This is a genomic window from Nitrospirillum amazonense (assembly GCF_007828035.1).
Classification (GTDB): domain Bacteria; phylum Pseudomonadota; class Alphaproteobacteria; order Azospirillales; family Azospirillaceae; genus Nitrospirillum; species Nitrospirillum amazonense.
In genome coordinates, this window is record NZ_VITV01000010.1 from 73,735 (window position 1) to 93,797 (window position 20,063).

13 protein-coding genes are annotated in these 20,063 nt (G+C 68.0%); 9 read left to right on the top strand and 4 right to left on the bottom strand.

The features are described 5' to 3' along the window. Nucleotides 1-113: 113 nt before the first annotated feature. From FBZ87_RS23250 to FBZ87_RS23265, 4 genes are all read left to right on the top strand, one after another. Entirely contained in the window at nt 114-2,528 is a 2,415-nt protein-coding gene (locus tag FBZ87_RS23250) for a glycosyltransferase (protein WP_186454942.1), read from the top strand. A gap of 18 nt (nt 2,529-2,546) precedes the next feature. After that, nucleotides 2,547-3,143, top strand: a complete 597-nt coding sequence (locus tag FBZ87_RS23255; protein ID WP_145612983.1) for a class I SAM-dependent methyltransferase — start codon at nt 2,547-2,549, stop codon at nt 3,141-3,143. After that, nucleotides 3,140-4,438 carry a glycosyltransferase family 4 protein gene (locus FBZ87_RS23260; protein WP_145612984.1) on the top strand — a complete coding sequence of 433 codons (1,299 nt, stop codon included), beginning with the start codon at nt 3,140-3,142 and terminating at the stop codon, nt 4,436-4,438. The genes FBZ87_RS23255 and FBZ87_RS23260 overlap by 4 nt, the downstream gene beginning before the upstream one ends. 199 nt (nt 4,439-4,637) lie before the next feature. Further along, a complete protein-coding gene (locus tag FBZ87_RS23265; RefSeq protein WP_145612985.1) occupies nt 4,638-5,234 on the top strand; it encodes a hypothetical protein in 597 nt (198 codons plus the stop codon). 28 nt (nt 5,235-5,262) lie between these two features. Here the strand turns inward: FBZ87_RS23265 and FBZ87_RS23270 are convergent, their stop codons facing one another. The 3 genes from FBZ87_RS23270 to FBZ87_RS23280 form a co-directional block, all read right to left on the bottom strand. Then, nucleotides 5,263-8,076 carry an ATP-binding protein gene (locus FBZ87_RS23270; RefSeq protein WP_211107122.1) on the bottom strand — a complete coding sequence of 938 codons (2,814 nt, stop codon included), beginning with the start codon at nt 8,074-8,076 and terminating at the stop codon, nt 5,263-5,265. Nucleotides 8,077-8,202: 126 nt separating this feature from the next. Beyond that, nucleotides 8,203-9,843 (bottom strand): hypothetical protein, encoded by a 1,641-nt coding sequence (locus FBZ87_RS23275; RefSeq protein WP_145612987.1) that lies wholly within the window; start codon nt 9,841-9,843, stop codon nt 8,203-8,205. Nucleotides 9,844-10,008: 165 nt separating this feature from the next. Then, nucleotides 10,009-10,965, bottom strand: coding sequence for a LysR substrate-binding domain-containing protein (locus tag FBZ87_RS23280; protein WP_145612988.1), 957 nt, complete (start codon nt 10,963-10,965; stop codon nt 10,009-10,011). A gap of 169 nt (nt 10,966-11,134) precedes the next feature. Between FBZ87_RS23280 and FBZ87_RS23285 the strand changes: the two genes are divergently transcribed. The 3 genes from FBZ87_RS23285 to FBZ87_RS23295 all read left to right on the top strand — a co-directional run bounded on the left by FBZ87_RS23285 (nt 11,135) and on the right by FBZ87_RS23295 (nt 14,466). Then, on the top strand, nt 11,135-11,761 hold the full coding sequence (locus FBZ87_RS23285) for an FMN-dependent NADH-azoreductase (RefSeq protein ID WP_145612989.1): 627 nt from the start codon (nt 11,135-11,137) through the stop codon (nt 11,759-11,761). A 135-nt stretch (nt 11,762-11,896) separates the two neighbouring features. Then, complete coding sequence (locus tag FBZ87_RS23290) at nt 11,897-12,370, top strand: DUF1810 domain-containing protein (RefSeq protein ID WP_145612990.1); 474 nt, start codon at nt 11,897-11,899, stop codon at nt 12,368-12,370. A 74-nt stretch (nt 12,371-12,444) separates the two neighbouring features. Beyond that, nucleotides 12,445-14,466: a multicopper oxidase family protein gene (locus FBZ87_RS23295; RefSeq protein ID WP_145612991.1), complete on the top strand. Its 2,022-nt coding sequence runs from the start codon at nt 12,445-12,447 to the stop codon at nt 14,464-14,466. Nucleotides 14,467-14,493: 27 nt separating this feature from the next. Here the strand turns inward: FBZ87_RS23295 and FBZ87_RS23300 are convergent, their stop codons facing one another. After that, nucleotides 14,494-16,566: a M1 family metallopeptidase gene (locus FBZ87_RS23300; protein WP_145612992.1), complete on the bottom strand. Its 2,073-nt coding sequence runs from the start codon at nt 16,564-16,566 to the stop codon at nt 14,494-14,496. A 426-nt stretch (nt 16,567-16,992) separates the two neighbouring features. Here FBZ87_RS23300 and FBZ87_RS23305 point away from each other — a divergent pair, with 426 nt between their 5' ends. Then, complete coding sequence (locus tag FBZ87_RS23305; protein ID WP_145612993.1) at nt 16,993-18,441, top strand: methyl-accepting chemotaxis protein; 1,449 nt, start codon at nt 16,993-16,995, stop codon at nt 18,439-18,441. A gap of 96 nt (nt 18,442-18,537) precedes the next feature. Continuing rightward, nucleotides 18,538-20,061: an FAD-binding domain-containing protein gene (locus FBZ87_RS23310; RefSeq protein ID WP_145612994.1), complete on the top strand. Its 1,524-nt coding sequence runs from the start codon at nt 18,538-18,540 to the stop codon at nt 20,059-20,061. Nucleotides 20,062-20,063 lie beyond the last annotated feature (2 nt).

The window sequence follows — 20,063 nt, forward strand, 5'->3', positions numbered from 1 at the left end:
GCGCGGGCCGGATCGAGGGCATCGCGGCGGCGCCCGGGGGACAGGCCGAACTTATATGGAAAGGCCTGACAGTGGATCGGGCTGCCCCGACTCCCGATCGGCGGGATCCCCGCTTGTGCCTTTTCAGCTTCACCGTGCCGTCGGAATTGGCGGGGAATGCCCAGGTCCAGGTCACCGTCAATGGCACGCTGGTGCCGGGCATGCCCCTGGCGGCTGCCATGACCCGTCCACCCCGCCTCATGGCGCGCTTCACCCGCGCACCCGTTTCCGCGATGCCGGGTTCCATTCCGCCGGGTGACCCCGAGTGGTCAGTGCTGGCCTGGGACGCCGCCCACCCGGCGCGTCCGGTCACCCTTGACCTGGTGGACCGGGACGGGCAGATGCGCCGGCTGGTATTCCGGCCGGAGCAAGGGGGCGCTCGGCCGGCGGAGCCACAGACGGTGTCGGCGGGGCTGGGCGTGCGGCCACTTTTCCCCGCCACCGGCGAACCCGCCTATTGGCAGGCCGGTGTGCTCCGTGTGGAAGACGCGGTCCGGCCTCGGGTGCCCCTATCAGGCCTGAGGCGGCCGGTGGACATCATCGTCCCCGTTTATGGCGACGCTGCCGTGACGCGGGCCTGTTTGGTGGCCCTGCGTGAGAGTATGGCGGGGGTGCAGGTTGGACCACCGGTCGAAGTCATCCTGATCGCCGATGCTCCAGCGGACACGGCCGTGACGGCGCTGGTGGAGGAGGTGGCGACCGAGGGCTGGGCGACGGTATTACGCAATCCCGGCAACCTGGGCTTTGTGCGCACGGCCAACCGGGGCATGGCATTGCACCCGGACCGTGACGTGGTCCTGCTGAACGCGGATGCCATGGTTCACGGGGATTGGCTGGCTCGTCTGGTCGCCGCGGCTTACAAGGACGCCGCAATAGGCACGGTGACCCCACTGTCCAACGATGCCACCATCCTCAGTTATCCCGATCCCGAGGGTACTCAGCTGGCTGAGATCTCTGTGCCTTTCCTCGACGGGCTGGCCGCCGCGGCGTTGCCGGGCAAGGTCGCGGACGTGCCAACGGGCGTCGGCTTTTGCTTTTATATCCGTCGCGACTGCCTGGACGACGTCGGTTATTTCGACGCCGAAACGTTCGGCCTGGGCTATGGCGAGGAAAACGATTTCTGCTGGCGGGCCCGGGCGCGGGGTTGGCGTAACGTCGCGGCGCTGGATACCCTGGTCGGCCATGTCGGCGGTTCCTCCTTCGGTGCGGAAAAGGCGGATCGCATCGCCACGGCTCTGGCACTGCTGGACCAGCGGCATCCTGACTATCAGCCCGCTGTTCACGCCTTCATCGCCGCCGATCCGCTGCTGCCGGCCCGGCGGGCATTGGACGTGGCCTGGGCGCGCACCTTGGGCCCTCAGACCTGCCTGCTGCTCTGTCCCGTCCTTGGCGGCGGCACGGATCGTTTCGTCGATAGCCAGGCCGCATTGTTGAGGGCGCAGGGTGTCGGCGTGGTGGTGTTGCGGCCCGAGGGATGGGGAGACGAGGCCGGGGAGACGCCACGCGTCCGGTTGGAGATCGCGGCCGCACCGCAACTCCGGTCCCTGGTGTACGAAGGCTTGGCGGCCTTGCCGGACTTGCTGCGTGATTTGCAGGCCCTGGGCGTGGGCCGCATGGTGGTTCACCACGTCAAAGGCGTGCCAGCCGTTCTGCTGGCCATGCTGGCCGGTCGATGGTCCTATGACGTACATATCCATGATTACGTCTGGTACTGCCCGCGCATCAATCTGGTGGATGGCAGTGACCGCTATTGCGGCGAGCCGGCAGTGGCGGTGTGCGAGGCGTGCGTGGGTGACAATGGCCATTTCCTGCGGTCTGGGGATATGGCGGGCGACCGGCCGGTCGCGACCTGGCGCCGGTCCATGGCGGCCTTGCTGGCCGGAGCCCAACGGGTGATCTGTCCCACGCAGGATACGGCACGCCGTATGGCGGCGCAGTTCCCCCGGAACAGCATCCGCCTGGCGGTGGAACCCCACCCCGATCGGGAGATTCCGGCGGTGGAGCCAACGCCGGCCCGGCCGTCGATGGTGCGCGTGGCCATCGTCGGCGCCATCGGTGATGCCAAGGGATACGGCGTCCTGCTGGCGTGCGCCCAGGATGCCCAGGCACGGGCCCTGCCTCTGGAATTCCTGCTGGTCGGCTACTCCCGCGATAACGCGCCGTTGCTGGGTACCGGGCGCGTGCGCGTCACCGGCGCCTACACCGAGGATGAGGGCGTGGATCTTGTCCGGGCTTATCAGGCGCATCTGGGCTTCCTTCCCTCCGTCTGGCCGGAAACCTGGTCCTACACCCTGACGGAAATGCTGGCCGCCGGCTTGGCCGTCGCCGCCTTCGACCTGGGTGCTCAGGCGGAACGCCTGCGGATGCACGGCCGAGGCATGTTGCTGCCGTTGGGCATGACGGCGCCCCGCATCAATGATGCCTTGTTGGAATTGGCGCGCCGCCAGGGGATAGTACCGTCCGTCGATGCCGTGCCGGCGTCGGCGTGAGTTTGGGATTAAGTGGGCATGACCTTGGACACCCCGGTTTCACGCACCGTCCTGCATGTCGGATGCGGCGTCCACAAGCCGGAGAAACTGCACAGCCTGTTTCATAGCGGCGAATGGCGTGAGGTTCGGCTGGACATCGATCCGGCGGTCCGGCCTGACATCGTCGCGTCCATCACCGACCTGTCCATGGTGGCGGATGGCAGCGTGGACGCCATCTGGTCCTCCCACAATGTCGAACATCTGCACGCCCATCAGGTACCGGTGGCCTTGACTGAATTTCGCCGGGTGCTGAAGCCCGATGGCTTTGCCCTCATTACCTTGCCGGATCTGCAGGCGGTCGCCGCCCTGGTGGTTGAGGACAAGCTGGATGACGCCGTCTACGTGTCAGCCGCCGGCCCCATTGCGCCCCTGGACATGCTGTTCGGGTTGCGCAGCGCCATCGCGAACGGCAACGAATATATGGCGCACCGTACCGGCTTCACCGCCCAAACCCTGGGCAAGGCCTTGTTGGCCGCCGGCTTCGCCGCCGTGAAGGTGACCAAGGACAAGCCCAGCTTCAACCTGTGGGCCATCGCCTACGTCACGCCGCCGGCGGGGGCTGCCAAGCCATCATGAAGCTGCTGTTCATCCATCAGAATTTTCCCGGTCAATATCGCCATCTGGCGCCGGCGATGGCGGCGGCGGGGCATGAAGTGGTCTGCATGGGCGAGGACGGGAATGTGGTGGTGCAGAGCCCGCCACCCGGCATGGTTATCGTTCGCTATCCCCGGCCGGCAGGCGCCAGCCGCGGCAGTCATCATTATGTGGCCGGGTTCGAGGCGGCGGTCCGGCGGGGCCAGGCGGTGCTGCGGGCCTGCATGGAACTGGGCCGGCAAGGCTTCATTCCAGACCTCATCTGCGCCCATCCCGGTTGGGGCGAATCACTGTTCCTGAAGGACATCTATCCCCAAGCCAAGCTGCTGGCTTACTTGGAGTTTTTTTACAACGCGCGCGGTCAGGACGCGGGCTTCGACCCGGAATTTCCCGGCACGCTGGACGACACCTTCCGCATCCGCATCAAGAACAGCGTGCTGCTGCACGGGCTGCAGACCATGGACTGGGGTGTCGCACCCACCCGCTGGCAGGCGCAGCGCTTCCCGGCTGACGTCCAGCACCGCATTTCCACCGTGCACGATGGGGTTGACACCCGCCTGGTTCGTCCGGATGCGGCGGCGACCCTGACAGTCACGCCCGAGGGCGCTTCCACCCCTTTGACCTTGCGGCCGGGCGACGAGGTGGTGACGTTCGTGAACCGCAATCTGGAACCCTACCGCGGCTTCCATACCTTCATGCGCGCCTTGCCCGAATTGTTGCGCCGCCGCCCCAACGCCCAGGTGGTGATCCTGGGTGGGGATGAGGTCAGCTACGGCTCGCGGCCCACCAATCACCCGCACTATCGCGCCCAATACCTGGCGGAGGTGGGCGCGAACCTTGATCTGTCGCGCGTCCATTTCCTGGGCAAGGTCCCTTACGCCACGTTCCTGTCGGTGCTGCACGTCTCAGCCGTGCATGTCTACCTCAGCTATCCCTTCGTGCTGTCCTGGTCTCTGATGGAGGCCATGGCCGCCGGGTGCCTGGTGGTGGCGTCGGATACGGCGCCGGTGCGCGAGGTGGTCCGCCACGGCCAGAATGGCCTGCTGGTGGACTTCTTCTCGCCCGGCCAACTGGCGGAGACCGTGGCGGCGGCCCTGGAAAACCCCCAGCGGCTGGAACGCCTGCGCCGCCGGGCGCGGGAGACTATCCTGGCCCGCTACGACCTGGAGACGATCTGCTTGCCGACGCAAATGCGCCTGATCGAGGATCTGGCGGCCAGCCGCATCCCACTGCGGCGTCCGCCGGGTTCGAAACCGCTTCCCACCCCCGGGACGTAAGGAAGCGCTTCCCGCGGTGCCGATCGACAGGTTCCTGTCAGGAAATGCGTGGAAACTGGACTGGCCCGTCCCATATTGGAAACGGGCCTGCCGCCCGTCCCGGTCGGCTGATGCGCTTTCCCCGCCGGTCCTGGAGTTGAATGCTATGCCTGCCGTCCATTCATCCAAGCTCTTGGGTAAAGCCGTTGGCAAATCCGGGGTGTCCGCCCTGTTGCTGGTGGCCTGCCTCACCGCCATGGGCGGTGGCGCCTGGGCGCAGACTGGGACGGTGAGCACGCCGGCAAACGCCATCGACGAGGGCCCGGCGCGCCCGCCGGTGCTGGACGGTCCCGGCGTCGCGACGGCCGATGGCCGGGATGATGGCGTGGTTGCCGCCCGCCCCCCGGAGGATGATGGCTGGAAATCCAAGGACACCAGCTGCCGGGCCGGTGGCAGTGTCACCATGGGCATCGGCTTCGGCGGCGGCATGATCGAACGCGGCGCGGGCGCCACCTTGAATTATGGCCAGGACGGCAATCCGCTGCGCCCCTGCGAGGACACGGGCATCGGCTTCTCGCTATCGGTGTCGCAGGGCAATGTCACCGGCCATCCCCGCAATGGGGGCTGGGGCGTTGGCCCCTGGGGTGGGGTTGGCGGCCCATTGGGGCCGGGGCTGGTCGATGGCGCGGACGGTGCCTATCCCTATTATGGATCGGCTTACCCTTATGGCGGCACCTATGCCGCCCCATACGCCTATGGCCGCTGGCTGGATCGTGGCAGCCTGGACAGCTGGTTCCCCAGCCGTATCCATCCCTGACCGTGCTGGCCCTGACGGTGCCGGCGCCTCAGCCCCTGGTGCCATACAGCGTGTCCAGCCGGTCGATCAGGACCTTCACCGACAAGGGCTTGATGAAAAAGGCATCGGCGCCGCCGGCGCGGGCCGTGGCCTCGTCCACATTGGCGCTATAGCCGGTGCACAGCACGCAGATCAGACCGGGGTTCCTTCCCTTGGCGGCGTGGATCAGGCTCAGGCCCGTCATGCCCGGCATGGTCTGGTCCGTGATCAGGGCGTTGTAGCCTCTGGACTGATCGGCCAGCAGGGCCAGTGCCGCCTGCGGCTCACCGCAGACGGTGACGTCGTGCCCCCGCCGTGTCAGGCCCTCGCGCAGCAGTTCGCCCATGGCCTCGGTGTCGTCCACCACCAGCACCCGCAGCCGGGCCGGAGCCGGGTTGAGGGGTGAGGCCGTGGCCGCACTGCCAGAGGACCCCGCGGCTGCCCGGTCCGCGGTTATGCTGGGGCCCGACAGGCTGGGAAGGGTGATGCGGATGACGGTGCCGGCCCCGAGCTTGCTCGCGACCGCGAGGCCGCCGCCATGGGCCTTGACGATGCTCTGCACATTGGCCAAGCCCAGGCCGGTGCCTTTGTCCTGGCCCTTGGTGGTGAAAAAGGGTTCGAACATGCGGGAAAGGTGGTCGGGCGCCAAGCCGGTTCCCTGGTCGGTCACCTCCAGCACCACATGCGGGGCGTCCACCGGTGCCGGCAGGATGTCCGCCACCGCCCAGTCGTCGGGGAAGGTGAAGGGCAAAGGGCCCCGGTTCAGGCGGATGGTGATATCGCCCGTCTCACCCCGGCGGGCGTCGTGGGCGTTGATGACCAGGTTCATCAACACCTGCATCATCTGCGTCTGGTTGGCGCGCACGGGCGGCAGGCCTTCCTCAGTCATGCACGTCAGGCGGGTTGTGGCCGGCACGGTGGATCGCAGCACCACCTGCGCGTCGTCCACGATGGCGCGGGCGGGCACCACCTCCTGGACGCCGGCGTCGGTGCGGGCGAAGCCCAGGATCTGGCGGACCAGTTCCTTGGCGCTGGCGCCTACCGCCAGGATGCGGTCGGCATAGCCGCGCGCCGGGCTGTCCGCCGGCAGGTCGGCCACCAGGAATCCGGCATAGCCCAGGATGGCACCCAGCAGATTGTTGAAGTCGTGTGCCACGCCGCCTGCCAAGCGGCCCACCGTTTCCAACTTGTCCTGCTGCAGGATCTGGCGTTGCAGGATCTGGCGCTCCCGTTCCACCCGGTCACGTTCCGATACGTCTCGGGCCACGACCAGGATGTCGCCGCCGGGGTCGTTGCTGGCGGTGAACTCCACGGCCTCGATGCGATGGCCGGTCAAGGTTGTCCAGTTGTCAACCTGGCCCGTCCACACGCCGGCATGGGCCAGGCTAGCGGCGATGTGCTGGCGCAGTCCTGCCAGCGAGGCGGCCGTCTCGGGCGTGACGAATTGGGAAATGCGCCTGCCCAGCAGGGTCTCGCGGTCGGTGACGCCCACCAAGGTCAGCGCCTGGCTGTTGGCGTACAGCACCGTGTAGTCGCGGCTCATCATGTAGATGGCGTCATGAGCCACCTCGATGCAGGCGGCCACCCGCTGCAGGTCGCGGCGCAGATGGTCCCGTTCCACCAGGGTCCGGCGGAAATCCTCCAACCCGCGCGCTAGGTCGCCAATGACATCGGGGCAGTTCTGATCCAGCAGGGGGTGGTCGTACTCGCCCCGTTTCAGACAATCCACCCCCGCCTGCAGACGCTTCAGCGGCCTGGCCACGATTAGGCGGACGGCCAGGACCATCAGGCCGCTCAGCAACAGGGCGCACAGCAGCCCGGCCATCAGGATGGCGGTGCGGATGCCGGCGAAGGGTCGCGCCAGCCGGTCCAGGGGCACGTCCATGACCAGCAGGCGTCGGCCCTCGCCCGGGAACAAGTCCACCGGCCAGGTAAAGCGGCGCAGCCGGGACCCGTCGGGCAGGCGGCGTTCCAGGCTATAGGGCTGGGCCTGGTTGACGAACACCCGTTCCCCTGGCGTGAACTGATAGTCGGGGCCGTCGCCGAAGGTGGCGGCAGTGCCCAGCCGGGCCGGGTCCGGGTGATAGCCCCAGACACCGGAGGTGTTGATGATGGCGATGGGCGCGCCGAACGGGTGGTGCCCCTCATAAACGTGGGCGCGCTGCCGCTGGTCCAGGTCCACGCCGGCCACGCCGATGAGGCGGTCGCCCACCATGGCCGGGAAGGCGTGGGAAACCAGGGCGGTGGGCACGCCCTGTATGGGGAAGATATGGACCGGCAGGATGGCCAGGCGGTGGCTGCGCTGGGCGTGGGTGTAATAGTCCTGGGCGTCGAAGTCCGGCGGCGGGGACTGCAGGCGCACGGCACCTTCCTGGCTGGTGGCGTACAGGGCATAGCGGCCGGTGCCCGCCATTCCCACCAGGGGATCCCGTAGGGCCAGCGCCGCGGCGTCAGGCCCCAGGGCGTCGGGCTCGGCAAAGAACCAGATGCCCACGGCCTCGGGATGCAAGGCCGCCGCCTGGCGCAGGTATTCGGTGATCTGCCGCCGGTCTGCCAGCGTGGGGGCGACCCCTTCCCGCTCCCGCGTGGCGGCCAGGGCGGAGACCAGGCGGGCGGCGCCTTCGGCCAGGGTCATCTCTTCCTGGATGCCGGCGCTGATGGCCAGCGCCTCGCGCTGGGCGGTGTCGCGGCCGTAGTCGTTGATGAAACGCTCCACCACCCGCTGGCTCAGATGCAGGGTGACCAGGATCATCCCCCCCAGCATGACGCCAGCGGCCGGCAGGATCGCCAGCAGCAGCCGCACGGGAAGGGAGAAGCGGATCATCCGCGGGTCCATGATTGGCGCCCGGGCCGGGCTCGGGGCGGGCGGGCGCGGCGGGGGTGGCCTGGTTGGCACAAACGCCCGAAAAGCGTAGCGCAATCAACGTGGATTTGCGCCTTACCAAGAAGGTCAGGGTTGGGGCGTCACCGCCCGCTCGGCAGCGCTTCCCACGGCCAGGTCTCCCCCCGCCATTTCCGCCGCCAGGCCATCAGGCACACCCAGATCAATGAGGGGGCTGGTCAGGACAGGCCGCGTCGCGCGACGGCGCAGCAGGGCCGCCGGCAGGGATATGGCATTCGGCACCCGCAGCGCCGGCTCTGCCTCATCCGTCGCCTCTTCGGTTTGGCGCAGGCGGGTGTTCAGCGCCAGGACGAACACAGGGACCAGCCACACCAGCCGGTTCTGATAGCGGTCGTGCGGGTTGGACAGCGCGCCGCAGATCAGGGCGTTGCCGGCCAGCGCCGCCCATAGGAACAGCAGGGCGCCCAGGGCCATGCCGTCGCGACGCCTTACCGCTTGGGGGACCAGGACGGCCAGGGCAGCCAGCGCCAGATAGGCCAGGGGAACGGTCAAGTAGTTGGACAGGTCCGCCATGCCGGGGGTCGGCCCCTCGCTCTGCTGGTCGGCCTTCAGGTAGGCGGGCTCAAGGGGAGCCAGCCACTGGTGCATCGCCTCGCGGGTGCTGCGGTGGAACTCGTCCAGGCCGTCGCCCGTCTGCACGCGGAAGAACTGTTCCATTCCCGCCTGCAACGACGACAGGGCCAGGGCCAGGGGATAGGCCCGCATCACCGCCATGTTGATACGCGCGGCTTCGGGCTCCATGCCTTCCCAGCCGCCCAGGGCGACTAGGGGGGAATCCTCCGCCCACAGGAACTCATCTGCCGTGGTGGGCAGGCGTTGGCGATAGGCACACAGGGTGTAGGCGTGCGGGTCGTCGGCGCATCGTTCGTCCAGCAGGCGGCGCACCTGGCCCTGCTGCAGCAGACTGCCGAACAGGAACAGCGGCCCGCCGGGGGTCAGCCTGGTCTCGCCGGTGACGGCGCCGTTCAGCAGGGGCAGGGTCACCATGCTGCCAATCACCAGGGCCGCCGCCGGCAGCAGGCGCAGGGCCCGCCAGGATCGCGGGCGGCCCACCACGCCAATGGCCTTCATCAGCGCCAGCACCGCCACCAGGCCGGCGCCCAGGGCCATGCCTGACATGTGCGACAGCAGGCTGATCAGGCCCACGGCGGCCGCGCCCAGGCGCGTCCCCCAGGACAGCCGGTTCCAGCGGAAGGCCAGCAGCCACAGGGTCGCCACCACCAGGGGGATGGCGATGTCCGGCATCAGCTGGGCCGTGTACCAGGCCATGCCGGTGCCCAGCGCCAGCACCGCCACCAGGCCCAGGGCTCCGAACCCATTGCCTTTGCCGCCCGGCAGTCCGTCGCCGGGCGCCAGGCCGGCGCACAGCAGGCGCAACAGCCACAGGGTCAGCAGGCTCTGCGCCACCACCGGCCCCCACAGCGTGCGCCAGTTCAGCGACGTCGCCTGCAGGAACAGGCCGTAGGCCAGCGACCGCCCCTCCACCAATTCACGCTCGGCCGCAGCCTCGATGTAGCCGCCGGTGTCGAAGAAGACGATGGGGAAGCCGTTCAGCAGTGCCGGCCACAGCATCAGGACCAGGGCGGCGAGGATGGCCAGCAGCGGAAGCAGGACGCGCCGGGCCAGGCAGGTGCGCACAAGCCCGCCCAGCCGCGCACCAAGGTGGCGGACAGTAGACGACCCAGGCATGGCGGATGGGTCCCCCAAAACCAAAACTTCCCCAAAATTCTTATGCTTAGCGTGTTAGTAGCACTGGCGTCGGCCCCCGCTGTCAAGGGCAAAGGGTGGGGATGGTTGCAGATGTGCGGCCAAGGTGGTTTTCCTGCCACGGGGGTGGCCCACCGTGCTGTGCCGCTACAGCCCCAGGTCGGGCCCGCCGCCGATCCAGGCGGGGTTGGCGGGGCAGGGGGCCGTGGGCCGCTCGGCGAATTCCGCCGCCAAGGCGTCGATGAAGCCGCGCACCGCCGGTACCAGGCCCCGGCGCGAGGGGAACACCGCGTGCACCACGCCCGCCGGCAGGGTCCAGCCGGGCAACAGCGCCTCCAGCACGCCCTGAGCCAGATAGTTGTCGATGATGAAGTGGGGCAACTGGGCGATGGCAACCCCGGTCAGCGCCGCATCGCGCAACAGGGCCATGTCCTCGGTGATCAGGCGGGGCTGATGCGGCACGGTGCGCAGGATGCCGTCGGGACCATAGAGGCGCCAGACGTAGTCGCCGCCCGTGCGCGGCATGTCGGCGGCGGGCAGGGCCGACAGCTCCTCCGGTGTAGCGGGCCGGCCGTGGCGGTCCAGGAAGTCTGGGCTGGCCACCAGGGCCGAGCCGTGGCTTTCCAGCACCTTGACGATCAGGTCGCTGTCCTCAAGCGGCGGCATGCGCACGCGGATGGCCAGGTCGTAGCCCTCCTCGATGACGTCGACGCGGCGGTTGCTGGCCTCCAGCCGGATGGTCACGCGGGGATGTTGCGCCATGTAGCGGGTGACGACCGCCCCCACGCGAGTGGGCACCAGGGCGGTGGGGCAGCTGACGCGCACGGTGCCTTGCGGCTCCGCCCGGGTGCGGTCCACCACCTCTTGTGCCGCTTCCGCCTCGGCGATCATGGCCAGGCAGTGGGCATGGTAGGTGCGGCCCACGTCGGTGACGGCGAAGCGGCGGGTGGAACGCTGCAGCAGCCGCACGCCCAGCTGGTCCTCCAGCATCGAGACGCGGCGGCTGAGCGTGGACTTGGGCACGCCCAGCGCCCGCTCAGCCGCGGCGAAGCCGCCATGCTCTACCACCTGGGCGAAGTAGTAGAGATCGTTCAGGTCGCGCATGGTGGGGCCCCGATCGCCGCCCGGATGCCGGGGACGGCCATTGTTCCAATCATGGAACATAGAGTGTGAAATCTGGCCCCTGATGGCAAGAGCGTTCCAGTGGCAATCTCAAGGGGTCTTCGGCGGCCGGGCCTCACCGGCGCCCATCCCAGAATTGAGAGTACGGATCATGAAGCTCCTGCACATCGACTCCAGCCCCCTGGCCCAGGCCTCCGTCTCCCGTCAGCTGACCGCCGCCGTGGTCCAGGCGTGGCAGCAGGCCAACCCGTCGGGCGAGGTGGTGTACCGTGACGTTGCCGCCGTGGCCCCCGCCCACCTGGACGCCGAGCTGCTGGCGGTCGCTAAGTTTGGTGCCGACCAGAACCTGACCCCCGCGCAACAGGCCGAGCGCGCGCTGGTCGATACTTTGGTGGACGAGCTGCTGTCGGCCGATGTCGTGGTCATCGGCGCGCCCATGTACAACTTCTCCATCCCCAGCCAGCTGAAGTCCTACCTGGACCGCCTGGCCCAGGCCGGGCGCACCTTCCGCTACACCGAGGCCGGTCCCCAGGGCCTGGCCGGCGGCCGCAAGGTCATCGTCGTTTCCTCCCGCGGCGGCAAGTACGCCGGCACCCCGTATGAGGCGGCGCTGGACCATCAGGAAGCCTATCTGAAGGCCTTCCTGGGCTTCCTGGGCATGACCGACGTCACCATCGTCCGCGCCGAGGGCGTCGCCATGGGCCCCGATGCCAAGGCCGGCGCGCTGACCGCCGCCAACACCCAGATCGGTGACCTGTTCGTGGCCCAAGCCGCCTGATACCTTCGGTCCCTGAACAAAATTCCCCCGTTGGCGGTTGGAAGCCGGCGTCCCTGACCGTCAGGGGCGCCGGTTTTCTTTTGGCCGGCGCTGTATGCTGAGCGCCGGCCGTCGTGGGAACAAGGGAAGGGAGCCATGGACCACCCTGTCGACTCATTCACCGCCAGCCCACACTGGGACCTGCAACGCTTCGTCGATGCCCAGAACCCGCAGTTGGACACGGTGATCCAGGAGCTGACCACCGGGCACAAGCGCAGCCATTGGATGTGGTACTTCTTTCCCCAGATCGCGGGGCTGGGCCAAAGTGCGACGTCGCAACATTACGCCCTGGCTTCGCTGGGGGAGGCACGGGCTTACCTGGAGCACACCATCCTGGGCGGGCGCCTGCGCCAACTGACCGGCCTGGTCAACGAGCTGCCCGGCCATGACGCCCGGGCGGTGTTCGGTCCCGTGGACGCGCTGAAGTTCCGCTCCAGCATGACCCTGTTCCACCTGGCGGCCGGCGACTGCGACAGCCTGTTCCAGGATGCGCTGGACAAGTATTTTGACGGCCAACCCGATCATCGAACGCTGCAGCTGGCCGGTGCTGTCGATAAAATGCCTGCATAAGTAGTGGTGTATGGATCTATGCGCGTTTATCGGGCAGTTTATCCCGAAAGGGATACGCTGACGGGGGAACGTGCATGTCCATTATCGCGAAGCCGGGCCGGCGGGCGTCGGCCTTGGGGGGCTTGGCCCTTACGGCCCTGGCCGCCGGCCCCGCGCCGGCGGGGGAACTGGTCCAGCCGGCGCCCATGCCAGTGGTGGCCGGTGTGTCGCAACTGATGGCCTTCCCGCAGATCTTCACCCTGCCCAACGGCGACGGCGCGCCGCTGAAGGTGCAGGCCAACGCCTTCGTCAGCTTCGGCGACCGCAAGGGGGCGGAGGTGAAGGCGGCGGTGACCGCGCGCAAGCAAGTCATGGGCGCCGCCCTGCCGACGGGTGAACTGCTGGCCGGCCCCACCATTCGCGTCCATCCCGGCGACACGCTGGACATCCTGTTCACCAACGGCCTGCCGTTCGACGCGGACGAGGGCGACGGCACCATGTTCAACGCCGTGCCCCATGGCTTCGACGTGCTGAATCTGCACACCCACGGCCTGCACGTCAGCCCGCAGAAGGACGGCGACAACGTTCTGCTGGCCCTTTATCCAGCCGACACGCCGGCCGATGTCATGGCCATGTGCGTGCGGGACGCGAACGGCGACGCCAGCCTGTGCCAGAAGGGCGACTACCACTACCGCATCAAGATTCCGGAGCAGCATCCGGCCGGCACCTATTGGTACCACCCGCACAAGCACGGGGCGGTGGCCCTGCAGCTGGCCAGCGGCATGAGCGGCGCGCTGATCATCCAGGATGAGAAGAACGGCATCGACAGCCTGCCCGCGGTGCGGGGGTCGGCGGAAAAGGTGATGCTGCTGCAGAGCATCGAATCCGCGCCCAACCTGACCAGCCCGCAACGGGTGACGTGCAAGAGCGTCTATTCCTTCGCCCGCTGCACCTATGTCGACGGCCAGCCGGCGCCCGAGCCGGCGCAGAACGTCAACCAGAAACTGTCCGTCAACGGCCAGCTGAACCCCACCGTCACCATGACGACGAATGAGGTGCAGCTGTGGCGGGTGGTGAACACCACGGTGGGCACGGTGGTGCCCATGTGCCTGGTGCCCCAAACCGGCGTGGACGCGGCGACGGCGCCCGCCGCCTATGTCCTGGCGGCCGACGGCGTACCGGTGCAGCGTCCCCTGTCGCCGGGGGAAGAGGATTTGCCGCTGCGCCTGACGGCGCCGGTGGCCAAGCCGGACGGCAAGGGGGTGGTCAACAATGAGCTGCTGTTCCTGGCGCCCGGCCAGCGCCTGGACCTGATGGTCAAGGCCCCGGCCAAGCCCGGCCGGTACCTGCTGGTCCAGCCCGCCCCCGGCACGGTGGTGAAGCGGCAGCAATCCTCGCAGGATCCCCTGGCGCGCCAGCCCGGCATCGGCGATCTGTGCAAGCCTGGCGTTGTCCCCGACGCCCAGCTGGTGATGACGGTGAACGTGGTGGCGGCGGCATCCGGGCCCACGGCGACCGCCCTGCCTACCCAGTCCCAGCTGAACCGGCTGTACGCCCCCACCACCCTGGTGGACGCGGCCGACCGGCCGGCCTCTCCCACCCAGGGGGTGGTGTTCGGCTTCACCAGCGGCACCTACGCGGAATCGGCCGGTGGCGCCTCGGTGGTCAACGGCCGCCCCTTCAATGCCGAGGGCGGGCCGCAGCGCATCCTGACCCTGGGCCAGACGAACCTGTGGGGGGTGATGAGCGCCGCCGACACCCACATGTTCCACATCCACACCAATTCCTTCCAGGTGATGAAGCGGGGCACGGTCGACTATGCGTTCCCCATCTGGCGCGACACGGTGCTGATCAATTGCGCCCGGGCGGTGGGGGGGACGAACTGCACCTTCCCGGGCGGGTTGACCAACGTCGACGCCAACACCGGCTTCAATTACGGCGAGGTGGTGCAGTTCCTCAGCCAGGCGCTGGACTACACCGGCGCCATCGTCATGCACTGCCACAACACCAGCCACGAGGACAACGGCATGATGGAACTGGTGGAGATGGTGGAACCGGGCAAGGCGCCCACCATCACCCCGCATGCCCATCACCACGAAGGGGCAGGGCATCACTAAGCCGAAGGAGGCCGCCGGCTTTTACGCTTACTTCATCTCCCACACGTCGTTGGCCCGGTTGGTGTCGGGCAGGGCGTGGGTGGGGTCGATGGTGACGCGGGTGATGGCGGGGCCGCCGTCCAGCCGCACGGTGGTCTCGGCCCGGCCGCGCCAGGTCTCCACCGGAATGCGGAGGCTGCGCTGGCTGCCGTCGGCGTAGTCCACCTGCAGGGTGGCCGGCAGGACCAGGCGGTCCAGGGCCGCCAGGGTGACCAGGGCGCCCTTGTCTGGCCCGCCCTCGGCATAGGCGACCTTGCGCACGGCGAAATCGACCGCCCAGTTGTTGAAGTACCAGCCGCGCCAGAACCAGGTCAGGTCCTCGCCCGCCCCGGATTCCATGGCGCGGAAGAAGTCGGACGGTGACGGATGCTTGTAGGCCCAGGCGCGGATATAGCGGCGCAGGGCGGCGTCGAACCGCTCCGGCCCCAGGATCTGCTCGCGCAGCAGCACCAGGCCCAGCGCCGGTTTGAAATAGCTGACGGGGTGGCGGTACTTCTCCGACATGCCGTCGGGGGCGTTGACGATGTTGGGGGCGTCGGCGTCGGCCAGCAGGGGCAGGATCTCGTCTGCGGGGTTGCCGCCGCCGGGCGCATATTCCCCGTCGCGCTTGGGGGCGTATTCACCGTGGTTGAAGGCGTCCTGGGCATAGATGTCGATGAAGGTGTTGGACCCCTCATCCATCCAGGCGTCGCGCCGCTCGTTCGAGCCCACGATCATGGGGAACCATGTGTGGCCGATCTCATGCGCCGTGATCCAGTACAGGTTCTTGCCCTGGTCCTTATACCCGTCGAACACCATGCCCGGATATTCCATGCCGGCGCCGTGGCCGCCCAGGTTCACGGCGACAGGCCAGGGATAGGGGAACCACTGGCTGGAGAAATGCTCGATGGAAGCCTTCAGGTACTCCGTCGACCGGTTCCACTTGTCCGGCCCCACGCCCTCCACCGGGTAAACCGACATGGCCAGGGCGTGCTTGCCCTCCGGCAGGTTCACGCGCGCGGCGTCCCAGACGAAGGCGGCGGAGGCGGCGAACACCACGTCGCGGGTGTTCCGCATGCGGAAATGCCAGGTCATCTCGCCATTGGTGCGCGGGCGGCCTCGGGGGTCCGTCACCTCATCCGGCGTGCGGATCATGACCGTGGCGTCGCTGGCGCGGGCCTGGTCCAGGCGCTTCACTTGCGTGGGCGTCAGCACCTCCGCCCCGTTCACCAACTCGCCCGAACCCGCCACCAGCATGGTGGCCGGCACGGTGACGGTGTAGTCGAAGTCGCCGTACTCCAGATAAAACTCCGACCCCAGATAGGGCAGGGTGTCCCAGCCGCGCAGGTCGTCGTAAACCGCCATGCGCGGATACCATTGGGCGATCTCATAGATCTCGCCGTTCTGCGTCGGCGTGTGGGCGGTGCGCCCGCCCCAGGTACCGGGAATGGTGTAGGCGTAGTCGATGTGCAGCGCCAGCTTGCCGCCCTTGGCGGCCAGCGGCTTGGGCAGGTCGATCCACAGGCGGGTGTCGTCGATATGGAAAGGCAGGGCCACCGCCTTGCCGTCCCCCATATCGACCGCGACCGCCTTGATGGTCATGCCGTCGGTGTTGCCCCGGCTGGGCCGCCCGCCACCCGCCACGGCCGCGCGCGCGTCCTTGCGATAGATGTTCTGGTCCAGCTGCAGCCACAGCCGGTCCAGCGCGTCCGGGCTGTTGTTGGTGTAGCGGATGACGCCGCTGCCGCTCAGCGCGGGAGCATCAGGGTTGCTCAGGTCCAGGCGGGCGTGCAGCTCATAATCCGCCCGGTTCTGCCAATAGGCCGGGCCCGGCAGGCCGCTGCCCGACCGGTACTGGTTCACCGCCTGCGGCAGGGTCAGGGGCGCGAACGCCTCGAATGGGCGGTAGGCGGTGGTCAGCGGCGGTTCGGTGTCGGCGGGTTTTTCCAGCTGCTGGGTGATCCGGGTTGACGTCTGTTGCGTATCCACGTGCTGAGCGGTTTGGCTGCGGCCTGTTCCCGTCGTCGTCAAAGTCAACGTGGACACGATGAACATGGTACGGCGGAACCAGGACATGGCCATGGAGAAAGCAACCTCTGGCTATCGTTTCAGGGTGGCGGAAGGATAGGGGGACCGCACCCCATCCCCTGCCCTGGATGATGGCGCCGGTCGTTAAGTCCCTGCCATCATGAGGGATTTGGCAGAGGAGTGGAAGCCCTGCGGCGACCGGCGAGCACCCCGCTCCCTGGTTGATGACATCAAATATTAACCAAGGAAAGTAAAGTGCATGTCTGTGGACTTTAGAATCCGGCTAGACAGTCGATAGCATTAATACTACATTCACATCCCAACAAACACCCCTGTCAGAATCATCAGATGCACTGCTTGTTTTCAAGCGGTGCGCTGCGCTTTTACGGGGTGGCCCTTTAACCATCTTTAAAAGGGCGAATCCCTTACTTCGCGGAGTGGTTAATGTTTCGGTCTTTTCTGGCACGGCATATCCGGGACATGAAGGCAACGCTGGCCGCCCTGGGCAAATCCCAAGCCATTATCGAGTTTGCCCTGGACGGCACCATCCTCACCGCCAACGACAACTTCCTGAAGGCCATGGGTTACGCCCTGGCCGAGGTTAAGGGACAGCATCACAGCCTGTTCGTGGCGCCAGGGTATCGGGACAGCCTGGAATACCGCCAGTTCTGGGACAGCCTGCGCCGGGGGGAATTCCGGGCCGCGCAGTTCAAGCGTTTGGGAAAGGGCGGCCGCGAAGTCTGGATCGAGGCCTCATACAATCCCATCCTCGACCGCGCCGGCCGGCCGTACAAGGTGGTGAAGTATGCCACCGACGTGACAGCGGCGAAGCGGGAACACGCCGACCTGCTGGGCCAGGTCACGGCCATCAACAAGTCGCAGGCGGTCATCGAATTCAGCCTGGACGGCACCATCCTGCGCGCCAACGACAATTTCCTGAACACCATGGGCTACACGGCGGCGGAGGTCGAGGGCCGGCATCACAGCGTTTTTGTGGAACCGGGCCAAAAGGACGCGCCGGAGTACCGCCAGTTTTGGGAGACCCTGCGCCGAGGTGAGTTCCAGGCGGGCCAATTCAAGCGCCTGGGCAAGGGCGGCCGCGAGGTTTGGATCGAGGCCTCGTACAACCCCATCCTCGACCCCGATGGCCGTCCGTACAAGGTGGTGAAGTATGCCACCGACATCACCCGCCAGGTGCGCATGCTGGCAAACCTGAAGCAGTTGATCGACAGCAACTTCAAGGAGATCGACACCGCCGTCGAACAGTCGGTGGGCCGGTCCGAGGGCGTGGCCGCGGCGGCGAACCAGACGGCCGGCGCGGTCCAGGGCATCGCCGCCGGCGCGGAAGAGCTGGCCGCGTCCACCCGCGAGCTGGCGGCCAACATGGCCCAGTCCCGCGCGGCGGTGGACAGTGTCGCGGCCGAGGCGGAAACCGCCGGGTCGGCGACCGAGCGCCTCAACGCCGTCGCCCAGTCCATGGAGCGGGTGGTGGACGTCATCCGCGGGATCGCCGGCCAGATCAACCTGCTGGCCTTGAACGCGACCATCGAGGCGGCGCGGGCGGGGGAGGCCGGCAAGGGCTTCGCGGTCGTCGCCACCGAGGTGAAGAATCTGGCCAACCAGGCGGCGAGCGCCACGCAGGGGATTTCGGACGAGATCACCGGCATGCAGTCCGTGGCCGGCGAGGTGGTCGGCGCCCTGGAGGGCATCCGCCGGTCCATCGATGCCGTGCGGGACCACGTCACCTCGGCCGTCGCGGCGGTGGAGCAGCAAGGTGCGGTCACGCTGGAAATGTCGCAGAACATGCAGCAGACGGCCGGCGCGGTGGACACCGTGACGGAAAACATCAACGACATCGGCCGCGCCATCCGGCAGGTGGAAACCATGGTGGACAAGACCCGGGAAGCGGCCCGCGTGTTGGCCCAGTAAGCGGACCATCTCACTACCGGTGATCCGGCGGCCGGTTCCTCCCCGTACAAGTCATGACCCGGCACCGCGCCGGGGGTGATTGAGGCGGAGGGGGCCATGACCTACAGCGTCGTCTGGTTCAAGCGCGACCTGCGCCTGGACGATCACGCCGCCCTGCATCGGGCGGCGGGGCAGGGCCCCGTGCTGTGCCTTTACGTGATCGAACCCAGCTTCTGGCGCCAGCCCGATGCCGCCAACCAGCATTACCAGTTCATCCTCGAATGCCTGAGCGACCTTGCGGCGGAGCTTCGCCGACGGGGTGGCGTCCTGCATGTGGTGACGGGCGAAGTGGTGGAGGTGCTGGAGTGCCTGTACCGCCAGGCCCCCTTCACCGCACTCCATTCCCATGAGGAAACAGGCAACGACCTGACCTACCGGCGGGACCGGGCGGTGGCCCGGTGGTGCCGCGACCACGGCGTGCCATGGCATGAGACGCCGCAATTCGGCGTCATCCGCCGCCTGGACAGCCGCGACGCCTGGCAGGCGGCATGGGAGACCCGCATGGCCGCACCCCGCCTGCCGGTGCCGGCGATGGTCTTCTCCCCGATTCCGTGGCCGGACGCACCGCCGCCGGGTCCGGCGGATCTGGGCCTGGACGCCGCCGACCCGCCCCTGCGCCAGGCTGGCGGGCGTCGCCAGGGGTTGGCGATCCTGGACAGCTTCTTGGATGATCGCAGCGGCCGCTATCGCGGCGGGCTTTCCTCGCCCCTTTCCGCGCCCACGGCCTGTTCCCGCCTGTCGCCCTATCTTGCCCAAGGCGCGGTCAGCCTGCGGGAGGTCGTGCAGGCGACGCGCCGCCGGCTGGCGGACCTGCCGGATGGGCCGGATCCCCGTCGCCAGGGCCTGGCCGCCTTCCTGAGCCGCCTGCACTGGCACTGCCATTTCATCCAGAAGCTGGAAAGCGAGCCCGCCTTGGAATGGCGCAACCTGCACCCCGGCTACGATGGTCTGCGCGAAGGGGAATGGAACGAGGCCCATTTCCAGGCGCTGGTGGCTGGGCGTACCGGCTGGCCGCTGGTGGACGCCTGTGTCGCCATGCTGCGTGAGACCGGTTGGATCAACTTCCGCATGCGGGCCATGCTGGTCTCGGTCGCGGCCTATCCCCTGTGGCTGCACTGGCGCCCGGTGGGCCTGTGGCTGGCCCGCCAGTTTCTGGACTACGAACCCGGCATCCACTGGAGCCAGATGCAGATGCAATCGGGCACCACGGGCATGAACACCACCCGTGTCTACAATCCCCTGAAGCAGGCCCGCGACCATGACCCCCAGGGCCGCTTCGTCCGCCGCTGGCTGCCCGCCCTGCGGCGGGTGCCGGACAGCTGGTTGTTCGAGCCGTGGCGCATGCCGCCGGAGGTGCAGGACCGCTGCGGCGTACGGGTGGGACGCGACGTCCCTTTGCCCATCGTGGACCTGGAAACGGCGACACGGGCGGCCAAGGCCCGCGTGCATGGCCTGCGGGCCCAGCCGGCGGTCAAGGCCGTGGTGCCGGCGCTGGTCGACCGCCATGGCTCGCGCAAGCCGGCGGCCCCGCGCTCCCGGCCCCGTCCCGTCGCACGCGGCCAGCTCAGCCTCGATCTGTGATC